Origin of the sequence: Paraburkholderia sp. OAS925 (assembly GCF_040543975.1) — a bacterium.
GTDB lineage: Bacteria > Pseudomonadota > Gammaproteobacteria > Burkholderiales > Burkholderiaceae > Paraburkholderia > Paraburkholderia graminis.
Window position 1 is genome coordinate 406,793 of sequence record NZ_JBEUNO010000001.1, and the last position, 15,557, is coordinate 422,349.

Annotated in this window: 12 protein-coding genes, 1 tRNA gene and 1 pseudogene; 9 read left to right on the forward strand and 5 right to left on the reverse strand. The window is 63.3% G+C overall.

Going from position 1 to position 15,557, the window contains the following annotated elements:
• The first annotated feature begins 192 nt into the window (after positions 1–192).
• A complete protein-coding gene (locus ABIE53_RS01810) occupies positions 193–678 on the forward strand; it encodes a hypothetical protein (protein WP_192699932.1) in 486 nt (161 codons plus the stop codon).
• Between the two features lie 74 nt (positions 679–752).
• On the opposite strand, the gene ABIE53_RS01815 is transcribed toward ABIE53_RS01810, so the two are convergent.
• Positions 753–828 (reverse strand) — tRNA-Lys (locus tag ABIE53_RS01815).
• A gap of 203 nt (positions 829–1,031) precedes the next feature.
• On the opposite strand from ABIE53_RS01815, the gene ABIE53_RS01820 reads away from it, so the two are divergent.
• A complete protein-coding gene (locus ABIE53_RS01820) occupies positions 1,032–1,436 on the forward strand; it encodes a PaaI family thioesterase (RefSeq protein WP_029969424.1) in 405 nt (134 codons plus the stop codon).
• Between the two features lie 42 nt (positions 1,437–1,478).
• A complete protein-coding gene (locus ABIE53_RS01825; RefSeq protein WP_107709121.1) occupies positions 1,479–2,342 on the forward strand; it encodes a patatin-like phospholipase family protein in 864 nt (287 codons plus the stop codon).
• Between the two features lie 30 nt (positions 2,343–2,372).
• Here ABIE53_RS01825 and ABIE53_RS01830 read toward each other — a convergent pair whose 3' ends face one another.
• Positions 2,373–3,386: a D-2-hydroxyacid dehydrogenase family protein gene (locus ABIE53_RS01830; RefSeq protein ID WP_044021454.1), complete on the reverse strand. Its 1,014-nt coding sequence runs from the start codon at positions 3,384–3,386 to the stop codon at positions 2,373–2,375.
• Positions 3,387–3,760: 374 nt separating this feature from the next.
• Here ABIE53_RS01830 and ABIE53_RS01835 point away from each other — a divergent pair, with 374 nt between their 5' ends.
• A complete protein-coding gene (locus tag ABIE53_RS01835; protein ID WP_053857364.1) occupies positions 3,761–5,629 on the forward strand; it encodes a phosphoenolpyruvate carboxykinase (GTP) in 1,869 nt (622 codons plus the stop codon).
• Positions 5,630–5,972: 343 nt separating this feature from the next.
• Positions 5,973–7,073, forward strand: coding sequence for a transcriptional regulator GvmR (locus ABIE53_RS01840; protein WP_006050554.1), 1,101 nt, complete (start codon positions 5,973–5,975; stop codon positions 7,071–7,073).
• A gap of 147 nt (positions 7,074–7,220) precedes the next feature.
• Here the strand turns inward: ABIE53_RS01840 and ABIE53_RS01845 are convergent.
• From ABIE53_RS01845 to dprA, 3 genes and pseudogenes are all read right to left on the reverse strand, one after another.
• Positions 7,221–9,894: pseudogene (locus ABIE53_RS01845) on the reverse strand (DNA topoisomerase III).
• Between the two features lie 309 nt (positions 9,895–10,203).
• Complete coding sequence (locus tag ABIE53_RS01850; protein WP_006050552.1) at positions 10,204–10,581, reverse strand: thioredoxin family protein; 378 nt, start codon at positions 10,579–10,581, stop codon at positions 10,204–10,206.
• Positions 10,582–10,680: 99 nt separating this feature from the next.
• Positions 10,681–11,979 (reverse strand): DNA-processing protein DprA, encoded by a 1,299-nt coding sequence (dprA, locus tag ABIE53_RS01855; protein WP_114155681.1) that lies wholly within the window; start codon positions 11,977–11,979, stop codon positions 10,681–10,683.
• 244 nt (positions 11,980–12,223) lie between these two features.
• On the opposite strand from dprA, the gene def reads away from it, so the two are divergent.
• From def to htpX, 4 genes are all read left to right on the forward strand, one after another.
• Positions 12,224–12,727 carry a peptide deformylase gene (gene def / locus ABIE53_RS01860; RefSeq protein WP_006050550.1) on the forward strand — a complete coding sequence of 168 codons (504 nt, stop codon included), beginning with the start codon at positions 12,224–12,226 and terminating at the stop codon, positions 12,725–12,727.
• A 37-nt stretch (positions 12,728–12,764) separates the two neighbouring features.
• The gene (gene fmt / locus ABIE53_RS01865) at positions 12,765–13,748 is read left to right on the forward strand and encodes a methionyl-tRNA formyltransferase (RefSeq protein WP_192699934.1); all 984 of its coding nucleotides are present in this window, start codon (positions 12,765–12,767) and stop codon (positions 13,746–13,748) included.
• A gap of 113 nt (positions 13,749–13,861) precedes the next feature.
• On the forward strand, positions 13,862–14,503 hold the full coding sequence (locus ABIE53_RS01870; RefSeq protein WP_053857366.1) for a LysE family translocator: 642 nt from the start codon (positions 13,862–13,864) through the stop codon (positions 14,501–14,503).
• Between the two features lie 114 nt (positions 14,504–14,617).
• Positions 14,618–15,475, forward strand: coding sequence for a zinc metalloprotease HtpX (gene htpX, locus ABIE53_RS01875; protein WP_006050547.1), 858 nt, complete (start codon positions 14,618–14,620; stop codon positions 15,473–15,475).
• The last annotated feature ends 82 nt before the right edge of the window (positions 15,476–15,557 follow it).

Consider the following 15,557-nt stretch of genomic DNA (forward strand, 5'->3'; position numbering starts at 1 on the left):
ATGTGGGAATGACGGCGCATGACGCGCTCAACCTTGGGCGCTGTCGGCGGATGGTGAAAGGATCCACCGTCTTACGATTTGCCTACTATATTTCGTCATATTCAAGACAGATTCGTGACATGCCGTAAACAAGGCTTGATGCACTGGATCCGCCGCAAGGCGGCAGAGAGGATTGCCCGCACGGAGGTCGTGATGAAAGCGAAGAGTCGGCGAATTGGGCGGTTGGCCCGCGTGGCTGCATGGGGTACGGTGGCGTTCCTGGCGGTTCCGGGAGCGGCATCCGCGGCGAATGGCGGCACGATACATTTCTCCGGCGCGCTCGTCGGTCCGCAGTTCAATATCACGACCGTGCGACAAACACCTGCGCCGCGGTCGGATACGCTCTGGACTGGACACGACGGGTCCGCAGTCACTGTGACGTTCGCGGCGCCACCCGGCGGCGCGCCAAGCGCTGATGTGACGTTGCGGATCAACGACGGCGCGGCGTCACGCATCGGCGCCGCCGCGCTGGATACCGTCGCGACGTCTTTCATCGACGGCACAGGCCGTACGGCCAAGCCAGGAGCGGACGGTCAGTATCACGTGGGCGGCGCGGGTGGCGTACTGTCGCTCGGCGCGAAAAGCGGTAATGTGCCTTCGGCGAACAAACCGGTGACGGTCGTGGTCAGCTACGACTGACGGGTTTGCTATCGGCGCAGAACCAATGCAAATAAAGGGTTACAAGCAATCGCTTGTAACCCTTCGAAATTCTTTGGTGGGGCGTGAGTGACTCGAACACTCGACCTACGGATTAAGAGTCCGCTGCTCTACCAACTGAGCTAACGCCCCAACAGAAGCGAAATTATGCAGGATGTTTTTGGGCTTGCCAAGCCCCCTTAGCAGATTTCTTAAAAAAACCGCTCCCACTTCGAGTCATCCCTCAACGAAAGCGCTGCCTCCGAAAAGGCGCTGCGCCGGGCATCCCGGTATCATGTCGCGGACTCGCGGACACTTGCCGCTCACGCTCCGCGCGGCCTTCGACGGGAATCGCCATGGACGACAAAGAGACTATCGAGCTGCTCGACCGCATCCTCGCGCCGTGGGTCCGCGAACTGGCGCTCACGCCCGTCAAAGCCGATGCGGAAGGCGCCACGCTGCGCCTGCCTTTCGCCGGCGCGCTGCGTCATTCAGGCGGCGTGATTTGCGGCCAGGTGTTCATGGCCGCCGCCGACACCGCGATGATCGTGGCGATTTCCGCGGCATTAGGCGGCTTCAAGCCGATGACCACCGTGTCGCTCAACATCAGCTTCATGCGCGCCGTGCGCAAGGGCGACGTGCTCGTCACCGCGCGCGTGCTGCGCCTCGGCCGCAACCTCGTTTTCGGCGAAGTGGAGCTGTTCGACGAGACCGGCAACATGGCCGTCCACGCGACCACGACGTACGCGCTGCTCGAATAAGCAAAGCGGCGCGCGTCATAAGACAAGGCACCAGGAAATAAGATGTTCGATCAGGTCGTATTCGCCGGCGGCGGCAATCGCTGCTGGTGGCAGGCGGGTTTCTGGGACGTCGTGCAACCGGAACTGCGCATCCGTCCACGCGTCATCACGGGCATTTCGGCGGGCGCGGCCACCGCTTGCATGCTCTACACGCGCGATTCCGAGTGGGTCATGCGCTATTACGAAGACGCGCTGCGCCACAATTCGCGCAACGCCTATTGGGGCAACCTGCTGCGCGGTCAGTCGGTGTTTCCGCATTACCGCATCTATCGTCAGGCATTGCTCGACATCTACGGTGAGAAGTTTTCGTCGCTTGCCGATGCGCCCGAGATTCGCATCGGCGTTTCACATTTGCCGCGCTGGCTTGGCGCGCGCAGCGCAGTCGCGGCCGGACTCATCGCGTACAACATCGAAAAATATGTGCGCAAGACCTTGCACCCGACGCTTGGTCAGACGCTCGGTTTTCATCCGGAATTCGTGCGTGCGCAGGATTGCGCGACCGTCGAAGATCTCGCCGATCTGATTCTGCAATCGTCGAGCACGCCGCCTTTCACGCCGGTCTTGCGGCGCAACGGCCGCCCGGTGCTCGACGGCGGCATGGTCGACAACGTGCCGGTCGGCGCGCTTGACGCCGATGCGCCCGGCAACGTGCTCGTCATGGTGACGCGCCTTTATCCGCGGCCGCAGATGTTCGTGGTGCCGCACGGCGTGCAGCAGCGCCTGTATGTGCAGCCGTCGCGCAAAGTGCCGATCTCGAGCTGGGACTACACGAGCCCCTCGCAGATGGTGCATGCGTACAACCTCGGCCGCGCGGACGGCGAGACCTTCCTCGAACGCATGCCCGACCTGCTGGAGTTTGCCGCCTGACGCAGGACGCCTGACGCCCGCGGCTATCGCTTAGCGCCGACGTCCACCCTGCAACGCTTCGGGATTCGCCACGCTGGCCGTGTCGCCGGCATCGAAAGCCAGAATGTTTTTGAACGCCGCGCTGAAGTACAACTCGTAGCTCTCGCGCTCGACATAGCCGATATGCGGCGTGCAAATCACATTCTCCATACGCAGCAGGCTGTAGCCCTGCAGGATCGGCTCGCTTTCATACACGTCGATGGCGACCATCCCCGGGCGATTGTGCGACAGCGCGCCGAGGAGCGCGTTGTCGTCGAGCAGCTCGGCGCGGCTCGTGTTCACGAGCAGTGCGGTCGGCTTCATGCGCATCAGATCTTCCTGCTTGACGATGCCGCGCGTGTCGTCGTGCAGCCGCAAATGCAGCGACAGCACATCGCTCTGCTCGAACAAGGCTTCGCGGCTCTCGGCCACGCCATAACCGTCCTCGCGAGCGGCTTCGCGTGAATGCTCGCGGCCCCAGATCAGCACGTTCATGCCGAAGGCCTTGCCGTAACCGGCGACAAGCCGCCCGATCTTGCCATAGCCCCAGATGCCCAGCGTCTGACCGCGCAACACCTGACCCAAACCGAAGTTTGGCGGCAGCGCCGAAGTCTTGAGCCCCGACTGCTGCCAGGCGCCCTGCTTCAGGTTCGCTACGTATTGCGGAATGCGCCGCTGCGCCGCCATGATGAGAGCCCACGTCAGCTCGGCGGGCGCGATCGGTGAGCCGCTGCCTTCGAGCACGGCGATGCCGCGCTCGGTACAGGCCGGGAGATCGATGTGGCTGGACACTTTGCCCGTCTGGCTGATCATGCGCAAACGCGGCAGTTTGTCGAGGAGTTGCGAGCTGATGCGGGTGCGTTCGCGGATCAGGACCAGCGCGTCGACTTCCGAAAGACGGCTCGCGAGTTGCCCGAGTCCGCGGACGGTGTTGTTGAAAACTTTGACTTCGTGATCGGCGAGCAATTGAAAGCAGTCGAGCTTGCGAACGGCGTCCTGATAGTCGTCGAGGATGGCAATCTTCATGGTATGTGTCTTGCGGCGCACCATGGCGGTGCGGAACGGAGTGTTATGCTGACTGTCCCATCATGTGACCCAAGTCACATGCCGGTTTAGCTGAATGCCTTACCGTAGCAACTACCGCGTAGAACGATAGCGCTACAGCAAGGCCAATTGACATCGTTTTTAACAGTTTGTTGAGTGTACAGGCAAGCCGCTTTACAGACGGTTGCAGACGCCCGTCCCATGCGCCCTGGCCCAACAAGCTGCGTTGAAGCCCGTGATGACCTGTGCAGTTGCGCGTCGGTTTGTAGAAACTGGCGCAACGAACAAAATGCCTCTCGCATGCAGCGTCGCCGGGCTTGTACCGTTTTCCAATCCCTACAAACGGAGACAAGTCGATGAATCTTCCATCATTCGAGGCACAGCCCGCAGTCAAGGCGGCAGTAGAAGCGCCAGCGTGGGTGAAACATCGGAAACTGATCGACTGGGTCCAGCGCGTTGCCGCTATGACCCGTCCGGACAACATCGTGTGGTGCGACGGTTCGCAGGAAGAGTATGACCGCCTGTGCGCGCAGATGGTCGAAGCCGGCACACTCAGGAAGCTCAATCCGGCGAAACGTCCGAACTCGTATCTCGCATGGTCCGATCCTTCCGACGTCGCGCGCGTCGAGGACCGCACTTTCATTTGCGCGCAACGTCGTGAGGACGCCGGTCCGACCAACAACTGGGTCGCGCCGGACGAAATGCGCACGACACTCGACGGCCTCTTCGAAGGATCGATGCGCGGCCGCACCATGTACGTGGTGCCGTTCTCGATGGGCCCGCTCGGCTCGCCGATCGCGCATATCGGCGTCGAACTGAGCGACAGCCCGTACGTGGTCACCAACATGCGCATCATGACGCGCATGGGCCGCAAGGTGTACGACGTGCTCGGCGAAGACGGCGAGTTCGTGCCGTGCGTGCACTCGGTCGGCGCGCCGCTCGAAGCGGGCGCCAAAGACGTGCCGTGGCCGTGCAATCCGACCAAGTACATCGTTCATTTCCCGGAGACGCGCGAAATCTGGAGCTATGGCTCGGGCTATGGCGGCAACGCATTGCTCGGCAAGAAATGCTTTGCGCTGCGCATTGCATCGACGATGGGCCGCGACGAAGGCTGGCTTGCCGAGCACATGCTGATTCTCGGCGTGACTTCGCCCGAAGGACGCAAACACCATGTGGCGGCCGCGTTTCCGTCGGCGTGCGGCAAGACGAACTTCGCGATGCTGATTCCGCCCGAAGGGCTGAACGGCTGGAAGATCTCGACCATCGGCGACGACATCGCGTGGATCAAACCAGGCAAGGACGGCCGCCTGTACGCGATCAACCCCGAGGCCGGCTACTTCGGCGTCGCGCCCGGCACGAGCGAAAAAACCAACTTCAACGCAATGGCCACGCTGAAGGAAAACGTGATCTTCACGAACGTCGCGCTGACCGACGACGGCGACGTCTGGTGGGAAGGCATGACCGACGAACCGCCCGCGCACCTGATCGACTGGCAAGGCAAGGACTGGACGCCCGCGAGCGCGAAGGAAACGGGCCGCAAGGCGGCGCATCCGAATGCACGCTTCACGGCGCCGGCGTCGCAATGTCCGTCCATCGACGCCGACTGGGAGAATCCGGCGGGCGTGCCAATCGACGCGTTTATCTTCGGCGGCCGCCGTTCGACGACCGTGCCGCTCGTCACCGAGGCGCGCAACTGGGTCGAGGGCGTCTACATGGCCGCGACCATGGGTTCGGAGACGACCGCCGCCGCGGCGGGCCAGCAAGGCGTCGTACGGCGCGACCCGTTCGCGATGCTGCCGTTCTGCGGCTACAACATGAGCGACTACTTCGGCCATTGGCTGAAGACAGGCGAGCGGCTGCAGCAACTGAACGCGAAGCTGCCGAAAATCTTCTGCGTCAACTGGTTCCGCAAGGGCGCGGACGGCAAGTTCGTGTGGCCGGGCTTCGGCGAAAATATGCGTGTGCTCGGCTGGATGGTTGGCCGCATCGAGGGCACGGCGCAGGGCGAGGAGCACGCGTTCGGCGTGTCGCCGCATTACGAGGACATCGACTGGAGCGGTCTGGATTTCAGCCGCGAGCAGTTCGAGCAGGTGATTTCCGTCGACGACGCGGCCTGGCGCGCCGAACTCGCGCTGCATACGGAGCTCTTTGACACGCTGCAGCACGGCCTTCCGCCCGCGCTGGCGAAAGCCAAGAGCCAATTGGAGAGCAAGCTCGCGGCTTGACGACGTGAGTGTTCGCTAACTCGCAGAAGCCGCCTTCGGGCGGCTTTTTTCATTTTCAGCGCCGCCAAGCCGGGCGAGAGCCGCGTTCAGCGCTCGACGCACTGATCTTTCATCTGTTCGAAAGGCACGCGTGGGCAAGCTGCGCCGCAGCACATTGTTTCTAAGGACGGAACAATCGCCCCCGATGCCCCACATTCGGGCATACAGTCGCACGAAAATTGACGAAATTTCCGCTTTTGCGGGCAACTTCTGCACGATTGCGCGAGTCGTAGGAGAATCCCTAATTCGCTTCCACTGGTTATCACCAATTGTCAGGGAGCCGTAACACGGCAGGAGTTGTGATATGGATCATTTGCAGTCGATGCGAGTTTTCGTCAAAGTGGCGGATCTCGGCAGTTTTGCCCGCGCTGCGAGCGCGATGGATATTTCCAACGCAGTTGCCACCCGTCACGTTGCCGACCTCGAAGGGCGTCTTGGCACGCGGCTGCTCAACCGTACGACCCGCAGTCTGTCCCTGACCGAATCGGGTCAGGTTTATCTGGAACGCGCGCGCCAGATTCTCGACGAGCTTGAAGACGTCGAGCAGATGGTGGTCGCGCGAAATCACGAGCCGGTCGGCACGTTGCGCATCGTCGCGCCGGTCGTGTTCGGCTTGCACAATCTCGCTCCGGTGCTGCAAACGTACGCGGAGCGCTATCCGAAGGTCATTCCCGACGTCACGCTCGTCGATCGTCAGGTCGATCTGGTTGAAGAAGGTTTCGACGTGGGCGTGGTAATCGCGCGGCAGATGCGCAGCGCGAGCATCGTCACGCGGCGTCTGACCACGGGCTGCATGACCGTGTGTGCCACTCCGGCGTATCTGGAGAAGCACGGCACGCCCACGCGTCCCGAGCATCTGCTCGAGCATCCGTGTTTGAGCCTGCCCTCCGAGTATTGGGGCGACGAGCGCGTGTTTACCGGTCCCGAAGGCGAAGTGCGCGTGCGTCCGTCGAATGTGATCGTGGCGAACAACACGGAGATGCTGCGTCAGTTCGCGCTGCTCGGCATGGGCATCGCGATTCTGCCGAGCTATCTGATCGGGCGCGACATGACGCGCGGCCGGCTGGTGCGCCTCCTGGGCGATTACCGTTTGCCGCAAGTCGAGATCAACATCGCCTATCCGAGCCGTCGTCATTTGCCGGCAAAGGTGCGCACGTTCATCGATCATCTGGTCGAGCATTTCAGCCAGACGCCGAATAGCCTGCTCGGCGAGCAATGGATCAAGGACGGCGTTGGACGCCCGGCGTCGGCGTCGTTTGAACCGGCGGATGCGTCGATGCCGCCGGAAGCATTCGACGGCGCGGAGCCGCTGTCGCGTCTGCTGGACAGCGAGTTATCGCCGGTGCCGAAGACGTTGGCGAAGCCCGGAAGTCGTACGCGGCCGGCGGCGTTGACGCCGCTGTAGAGGCGGTTCAGGCGCCGATGTAGGATGTCGGCGCGTCCAGCGCGGCTGGCTGAACGCATAAAAAAGCGCGGTCACCTTGCAGGTGATCGCGCTTTTTGTCATCGGCTTCGATATGCACCGCAGGCGCCCATCGCGCCTACCGAAGAATCACGAACCGGTCTTACGAGCTACAGTCTTTTTGGCCGGCGCCTTCTTCGCAGCCGCTGTCTTAGCCGCGGGCGCTTTCTTCGCCGCAGCCTTTTTCGCCGCCGGCGCTGCCTTCACCGCGACCGCCGCATCGCCGTCATCGGACTCGAACTCCGAACCGCCTGCCTTCGCAGCCGATTTCGCCGCCGCCGTCTTCGCTGCGGTCTTGGCCGACGGCTCCTTCTTCTCGAACTCGAAGCCGATCTTGCCGTCGTTCTGCTTGACGAGGAACGCCTTGAAGTTACGGCCCGTGCGCGACGACTTGAAGTTCGTCAGCAGATCCGTGCGTCCTTCTTCAAGCAGCTTGGCCATCTGCTCACGCGCGATCTCCTGCTGCAAGATCATTTTGCCCGAGCGGAAGTCGCAAGTCTTCGGGTTCGCAACCGAGTTCTCGCAGACGTAGCTCATGCCGTGCTCGAACACGCGGCCCTTGCACTTCGGGCACGCGCCGACCCGGTTCCTGGTCGGAGAAGTCGGGCGGTTCGCCGTCTTCGCCGCCCGCGTCCTGGCCGAAGTCGAACTCGAGCTTGTAGTTCTTGATCTCGTCGTCGAGCGACAGCTTGAGGATCGCCGAGAACGGACGGCCCATCTTGCTGCGAAAACCCGACAGCGGCCCGATCGTTTTGTTCTTCAGCAGTTCTTCGACTTCCTCAATCTCGAACTGGCGGCCGCCCGGAATCTTCGAGATGGAGAACTCGCACTTCGAACACGCGAAGCGGCGGTAGTTTTCCTTCACCTGGCCGCCGCAATTCGGACACGGCGTCTGCAACGTCGCGTAATCGCCCGGGATCGTGTCGGAATCGTATTCCTTCGCGCGCTTGACGATGGTCTGCGTCATGCGGGCAATTTCCTGCATGAACGCGTCGCGCGGCAGGTTGCCGCGTTCCATTTGCGACAGCTTGTATTCCCATTCACCCGTCAGTTCGGGCGCGGTCAATTCCTTCACGCCGAGCCCGCGCAAGAGCGTCATCAACTGGAATGCCTTGGCGGTCGGAATCAGATCGCGGCCTTCGCGGACCAGATACTTTTCACCCAACAGCCCTTCGATGATGGCGGCGCGCGTGGCCGGCGTACCGAGCCCCTTCGCGGCCATCGCCTCACGCAATTCGTCGTCTTCGACGAGCTTGCCCGCGCCTTCCATTGCTGACAACAACGTGGCTTCGTTGTAGCGTGCCGGCGGTTTGGTGACGAGCTGCTGCGCGGCAATCTTGTCGGTCTTGACCTTCTCGTCCTTCTGCACCGGCACGAGGTTGGCATCTTCACCGCTGATTTCGCGGCCGTAGATTTGCAACCAGCCCGGCTCCACCAGAACCTTGCCTTCGGTCTTGAAGTGATGACCGACGACTTCGGTGATACGCGTGGTCACGCGGTATTCGGCAGCCGGGAAAAACACCGACAGAAAACGCTTCACCACGAGGTCGTAAAGCTTCTGTTCCGGCTCGGACAGGTTCTTCGGCGCCTGCAGCGTCGGGATGATTGCGAAGTGGTCGCTGATCTTCGAGTTATCGAAGATGCGCTTGTTCGGCTTCACCCAGCCCTTGTCGAGCACTTGCTTGGCAAACGGCAAGTAGTTGTTGCTCTCCTTGAGCATGCCGAGCGTCTGCTTGACCGTGTCCATATAGTCTTCGGGCAGCGCGCGCGCGTCAGTCCGCGGATAGGTCAGCACCTTGTGCTTTTCGTACAGCGCCTGAGCGAGACCCAGCGTGTTCTTCGCCGAGAAGCCGAAGCGGCCGTTGGCCTCGCGCTGCAAGCTCGTCAAGTCGAACAGTGCCGGCGACAGTTGCGTGGACGGCTTCGACTCTTCCCTAACGACACCGATCTGACCGCGGCAAGCGGCGACGATCGTCTCCGCCGCGGGCAACGCCCACAGACGCGAGTCGCGCTTCTCCGGGTCGAACTCGTCGCGCTTGAACTTCGGATCGAACCAGCGGCCCTCGTAGAAGCCGGCCGCGCAAACAAACTCGGCCTTCACTTCCCAATAGTCGCGCGGCACGAAGCGGCGAATCTTTTCTTCGCGCTCGACGACAATGGAGAGCGTCGGCGTCTGCACGCGTCCGACGGTGGTCAGGAAGAAGCCGCCGCCCTTGCTGTTGAACGCGGTCATCGCGCGTGTGCCGTTGATGCCGACGAGCCAGTCCGCTTCGGAGCGGCAACGAGCCGCGTCCGCAAGCGGTTGCATCTCTTCGTCGCTGCGCAGACGCGCGAAGCCGTCGCGGATCGCCGCGGGCGTCATCGATTGCAGCCACAGGCGCTGCACCGGCTGCTTGGCTTTCGCGTGCTGCGCGATGAGGCGGAAGATCAGCTCGCCCTCGCGCCCCGCGTCGCATGCGTTGATGAGGCGGTCGATGTCTTTGCGCTTGAGCAGTTTGGTCAGCACCTTCAGGCGCGACTCGCTCTTCGCGATCGGATTCAGATCGAAATGCGGCGGAATGACGGGCAGATTGGCGAAACTCCACTTGCCGCGTTTGACTTCGTATTCTTCGGGCGCGGCGATTTCCAGCAGATGGCCCACTGCCGATGAGAGAACGTACTCGTCGCTCTCGTAGTACTCGTCATGCTTGGTAAAACCGCCCAAAGCGCGCGCGATGTCGTTCGCGACGGAAGGCTTTTCGGCGATGATCAGTGCTTTAGACATGACTCGATGTGAGGTTGGTATATCCGGGTTGGTGGCCTTGAGCGCGCCCAGTTGGCGCGACCCTCGTTTGCGACCTTGCTACCCATTAACGACCGCTTTATAGCACACGGCGCGAAAGCGGCGTGTCAACTGCCATAAAAGCGGGCATAAAAGCGGCCCTAAAAGCGGCCCTAAAAGCGCGCCATCATGATTGCGCGTCCGGCGCTCGGACAAGCTGCGGCAAACGCGCTGTGCGCCGCTCGCAACCGCCGTGCCGCCGAGGCCGTCGCGATCCGCTCGGCGCTGTCGACGAAGCCGTGAATCTGGCGCTCAGGCAGCCGCCAGCGCGGGCCGCAATTTGGGCGCGCCGACGACGCCCGGCAGCGCGGTCAGGTCCGAGAGCATCCGCTCGACAATCCCTGCTTGCGGCAAAACGGTGCCGAAAAAACGTGTCGTTACCGAGTCTTCGATCAGGATGGTCGGAAAATTCTCGACGTCGAGATCGTCGAATCGATCCGCATGCGTTTCGATGTCGATCCATGCGAAGCAGATTTGCGGATGCCGCTCGGCCAGCTTGTCGAACGCCTCGCGATACTCGCGGCAGGTTCCGCACCATTCCGCGCACAGGCAGGCCACGAACAGCGTGTCGGGCTCATTGACGCGCTCGGCGATCCGGTCGTGGTCGGTGTCGAGATTCAGCGCGGGCATGGTGGTTCCTCTAGTGCTTTGTCGAATGCTTTGGCGGATGCGTTGGCGCGAATGTAGCATGGCCGATCCCGGAGAGTGGTCAAGGGGCGTCAATGTGCGTTAGCCGTGGCTTGCCCGCGTGTAGCGCCCGCCGGGCAGCGCGCTGACGTGGCCGGCGAGTTCCAGTTGCAGCAGCGTCGTCTGCAGGACCGCGTATTCCATCTCGGTGCGCGTGGCGAGAATTTCAAGGCTGGTCGGCGCGTGGCCCAGCGCCGCCAGAAGTTTTTGCGCGTCGGGGTGGGGTACATCGCGTACGTTCGGGGCGCGTGCTTCGGCGGCTATGGGTTGCGGGTCGGCGTTTGCCTGCGCCTTCGCCTGGGACTGCGCGTATGTCGCCGCCTCGTCGCGCTGCGCCGAATGTCGCGCCGGCGCCGTGCAGTCCGCCGCCGTTGCGTCGTCGTCGAACGTGCGCGTCGACGCCCGCTGTCCGCGAACGCCTGCGCCAACGCCCACAGCCGCAGTCTTCGCAAACCCCAGTTCCTCCAGCACTTCCTCAGGCGTCTCGACCAGCTTCGCGCCCTGCTTGATCATCCGATGACACCCGCGCGACAACGGCGCGTGGATCGAGCCCGGCAACGCAAAGATGTCGCGGCCCATCTCGTTGGCGAGCCGCGCGGTGATCAGCGAGCCCGAGCGCATGGCCGCCTCGATGACCAGCACGCCGCTGACGAGACCGGCGATCAGCCGGTTACGCTGCGGAAAATTGGCCGCGCGCGCCGGCGTGCCGAGCGGCCACTCCGACAGAATCGCGCCTTGCAGCGCGATTTGCCGCGCGAGCGCGTGGTGCGCGGCCGGATAAACGAGATCCGCGCCGGTGCCGATCACCGCGACCGTGCTGCCGACGCCCGCGAGCCCGCCGCGATGCGCCGCGCCGTCGATGCCTCTCGCGAGCCCCGACACAACCGTCACGCCCGCCGCCGAAATCGTCCGCGCGAAGCGTTCGGCGTCTTCCTCACCTTGCGGCGTCGCGCTGCGGCTGCCCACCAGCGCGACCGCGCGCGCGTGCAACAGCTCGAGCCGCCCCTTTATATATAGCAGCGGCGGCGGATCGGGCATGGTCAGCAGCGCCGGTGGATAGGCCGGATCGTCGAGCGTGACGACCTGGTTACCGGGCAACTCGCGCCATGCGATCACCGCTTCCAGTTGGGCGTCGAAGTCCGGGCCGGTCGGCGCCAGCGCCGCGCGCGCCGCGGCGTCGCCGGCAATCGCGGCGAGCGTCTCATGCTCCTGCCGAAGAATCGCCTCGGGCAGCCCGAAAGCGCCCAGCAGCAGGCGCAGCGCGGTGGGTTTGAGCCCCGGCGCGAGAGAGAGCCGCAGCCACGCGGCGAGTTCAAGATCCGTTGAAGGCAAGGTGTGCATTGCGGGTCGATCCTCGTGCAGCGCCAGCGGGCAGGCGGGCGCCATGCTAAAATTTTCATCATCCGAAATAACTGCAGCGCCGCGCCCACCCGCGCGGGCTCGTCGTCTAGCGCGTGTGGCGCGTTGAATCGAACCGGTTCGACACCATCTATCGTGTGCGCATTGCGACGTGCCGACAACCTGGCCGAATGGCCAACGCGGGCCTTCTCATGGTCAGCGGCGTCTGAAAATCACTCTCGAAATCATGGCTTTACTGAACATCCTCAATTACCCGGACAAACGGCTGCACAAGGTTGCAAAGCCGGTGGAAGAGGTTAACGACCGTATCCGCCGCCTCGTCGCGGATATGGCGGAAACCATGTACGCCGCGCCGGGCGTGGGCCTCGCGGCCACCCAGGTCGACGTGCATGAGCGCGTGATCGTGATCGACGTCTCGGACGCGCACGATCAACTGCTCGCGTTCATCAACCCGGAAATCGTCTGGTCGAGCAACGAGAAGAAGCTGTCGGAAGAGGGCTGTCTGTCCGTGCCGGGCATTTACGACAACGTCGAGCGTGCGGAGAAAGTGCGCGTGCGGGCGCTCAACGAAAAGGGCGAAACCTTCGAGATGGACTGCGAGGGACTGCTTGCCGTGTGCATCCAGCACGAGATGGATCACCTGATGGGCCACGTGTTCGTCGAATATCTGTCGCCGCTCAAGCAAACGCGCATCAAGAGCAAGATGAAGAAGCTCGCCCACGCGATGTAATGCGCGCCCATTCCGCTACCTGCTTGCCCTCCCGCTCATGAGTCATTCGTTGCGCGTTGTCTTTGCCGGCACGCCGGAATTCGCTTCGGCCGCTCTGGCGGCCATCCACGGCGCCGGTTTTGCGGTGCCGCTCGTGCTCACGCAGCCGGACCGGCCGGCGGGGCGCGGCATGAAATTGCAGGCGAGTCCCGTCAAGCGCTACGCCGTGGAACATGGGATCGCGGTCGCACAGCCGCCTTCGTTGCGCCGCGCAGGCAAGTATCCGGCTGAGGCGGCGGCCATCGAGCAGTTGCGCGCCACGCCGCACGACGTGATGGTGGTGGCCGCGTACGGCCTGATCCTGCCGCAGGAAGTGCTCGACATCGCGCCGCACGGCTGCATCAATATTCACGCGTCGCTGTTGCCGCGCTGGCGCGGCGCGGCGCCGATTCATCGCGCGATCGAGGCGGGCGACGCCGAAACCGGCATCACGCTGATGCAGATGGACGCCGGCCTCGACACGGGCGCGATGATTTCCGAAATCCGCACGCCCATTTCCGCCGACGACACCACCGCCACCTTGCACGACCGCCTCGCGCAGGCCGGCGCGAAGCTGATCGTCGAAGCGCTCGTCGAACTCGAACGCAGCGGCAAGCTGGCCTCGACGCCGCAACCCGCCGACGGCGTGACCTACGCCGAAAAGATCGGCAAGCACGAGGCCGCGCTCGACTGGCGCCGGCCGGCCGCGGTGCTCGCGCGCCAGGTGCGCGCGTTCGATCCGTTTCCTGGCGGCGTGGCGACGCTCGAGGACGGAACCGCGATCAAGATCTGGGCGGCCGCCGCCCAAGACAGCACAAACAACGCGGCGCCCGGCACGATCACCGGTGTTTCGCCGGAAGGCGTCGTCGTGGCCTGCGGCGAAGACGCGTTGCGTCTCACGCAACTGCAAAAACCCGGCGGCAAACGGCTGCCGGTCCGCGAATTCCTGGCTGGCTTCGGACTCGCCGCAGGTCAGCGCTTCCACATTCCCGACGCAAACTAGCACGGCCTCGCGGCGCTTGCCCATCGTCCATTCGGCCGATGGCGAGCGGCCCCGTCGCGCGTCCGCCGCGCGTTAGAATCCGTCATGCAAAGGCCCAGCTTTCGAGGATTCCCATGTTCGGCATCACCCATTTCGAGTTTTTCGTCGTCGCCGTTTTTCTGCTGAACGTCACGCCCGGGCCGGATACGGCTTATATCGTCGGGCGCAGCGTCGCACAGGGGCGCGGGGCGGGGCTCATGTCCGCGCTGGGCATTTCGGCGGGCTGCTGCGTGCACTCGCTCGCGTGCGCGTTCGGCCTGACGGCGCTGCTCGCGGCGTCGGCCACTGCGTTCACCGTCATCAAGTTCGTCGGCGCGATTTATCTGATCTATCTCGGCGTACGCCTTATTTTTGCGAAGCCAGCCGCCGACGAGGCCCGCGGCCACGCACGCGGGGCCGGTGCGCCGAAGTCGTTGCGACAGCTTTTTCTGCAAGGCTTCTGGACCAACGTGCTGAACCCGAAGGTGGTGCTTTTCTTCGTTTCGTTCTTCCCCCAGTTCGTTACGGCGGGCACCGATCAGAAGGCGCTCGCCTTTCTGACGCTCGGCGCGGTGTTCGTGGTGATGAGCATGCTGTGGAACAGCTTTGTCGCGTGGATCGCCGGCAGCGTCACGCAGCGCTTCTCCGGCAAGCCGTCGGTCAAGAAGTGGCTGGACCGCGGTGTCGGCAGCGCCTTTGTCGGCTTGGGCATCAAGCTCGCCACTGCATCGAGATGATTGAATTTTTCGCGCGCGTCCATATCTAACATTTCGCTTACAGTCAGGCATAATCAGGCGCCGCGATGATGCGGCACGGATATGAACCCCGCGTTAGGGCAAGGAGTTGCAGACATGTTCAATTGGGTCAAAACCGCGATGTTGATGGCCGCGATCACGGCCCTTTTCATCGTGATCGGCGGAATGATAGGCGGGTCGCGCGGCATGACGATCGCGCTCGTCATTGCGCTCGGTATGAATTTTTTCTCGTACTGGTTCTCGGACAAGATGGTGCTGCGCATGTACAACGCGCAGGAAGTCGACGAAACCAGTGCGCCGCAGTTTTATCGCATGGTGCGTGAACTCTCCACGCGTGCCGGCTTGCCGATGCCGCGCGTCTATCTGATCAACGAAGATGCGCCGAACGCGTTCGCTACGGGCCGCAATCCGGAGCACGCGGCGGTTGCCGCGACCACCGGCATTCTGCGCGTGCTGTCCGAGCGCGAAATGCGCGGCGTGATGGCGCACGAACTCGCGCACGTCAAGCATCGCGACATTCTGATCTCGACGATCTCGGCCACCATGGCCGGCGCGATCTCGGCGATCGCGAACTTCGCGATGTTCTTCGGCGGCCGCGACGAAAACGGGCGTACCACGAACCCGATCGCCGGCATCGCGGTCGCGCTGCTCGCGCCTATCGCCGGTGCGCTGATCCAGATGGCGATTTCGCGCGCGCGTGAATTCGAGGCCGACCGCGGCGGCGCGCAGATTTCCGGCGACCCGCAGGCGCTGGCGTCGGCGCTCGACAAGATTCATCGTTATGCGAGCGGCATTCCGTTTCCCACAGCCGAACAGCATCCGGCCACCGCGCAGATGATGATCATGAACCCGCTCGCGGGCGGGAGCATCGCGAATCTGTTTTCGACGCACCCGGCAACGGAAGAGCGCATTGCCCGCCTGATGGAAATGGCCCGCACAGGGCGCTTCGAATAAGCGCGTAGCGCGCGGCGTGACGAAAGGCGAGTCTTCGGGCTCGCCTTTTTATTTGCTGGCCGCGGTGATCGACGCGGCCGCG

Excerpts from the sequence above, each read along its gene's own strand:
- ABIE53_RS01810 (WP_192699932.1), top strand. The coding sequence starts at position 193 with ATGAAAGCGAAGAGTCGGCGAATTGGGCGGTTGGCCCGCGTGGCTGCA.
- ABIE53_RS01820 (WP_029969424.1), top strand. The coding sequence starts at position 1,032 with ATGGACGACAAAGAGACTATCGAGCTGCTCGACCGCATCCTCGCGCCG.
- ABIE53_RS01825 (WP_107709121.1), top strand. The coding sequence starts at position 1,479 with ATGTTCGATCAGGTCGTATTCGCCGGCGGCGGCAATCGCTGCTGGTGG.
- ABIE53_RS01830 (WP_044021454.1), bottom strand. The coding sequence starts at position 3,386 with ATGAAGATTGCCATCCTCGACGACTATCAGGACGCCGTTCGCAAGCTC.
- ABIE53_RS01835 (WP_053857364.1), top strand. The coding sequence starts at position 3,761 with ATGAATCTTCCATCATTCGAGGCACAGCCCGCAGTCAAGGCGGCAGTA.
- ABIE53_RS01840 (WP_006050554.1), top strand. The coding sequence starts at position 5,973 with ATGGATCATTTGCAGTCGATGCGAGTTTTCGTCAAAGTGGCGGATCTC.
- ABIE53_RS01850 (WP_006050552.1), bottom strand. The coding sequence starts at position 10,581 with ATGCCCGCGCTGAATCTCGACACCGACCACGACCGGATCGCCGAGCGC.
- dprA (WP_114155681.1), bottom strand. The coding sequence starts at position 11,979 with ATGCACACCTTGCCTTCAACGGATCTTGAACTCGCCGCGTGGCTGCGG.
- def (WP_006050550.1), top strand. The coding sequence starts at position 12,224 with ATGGCTTTACTGAACATCCTCAATTACCCGGACAAACGGCTGCACAAG.
- fmt (WP_192699934.1), top strand. The coding sequence starts at position 12,765 with ATGAGTCATTCGTTGCGCGTTGTCTTTGCCGGCACGCCGGAATTCGCT.
- ABIE53_RS01870 (WP_053857366.1), top strand. The coding sequence starts at position 13,862 with ATGTTCGGCATCACCCATTTCGAGTTTTTCGTCGTCGCCGTTTTTCTG.
- htpX (WP_006050547.1), top strand. The coding sequence starts at position 14,618 with ATGTTCAATTGGGTCAAAACCGCGATGTTGATGGCCGCGATCACGGCC.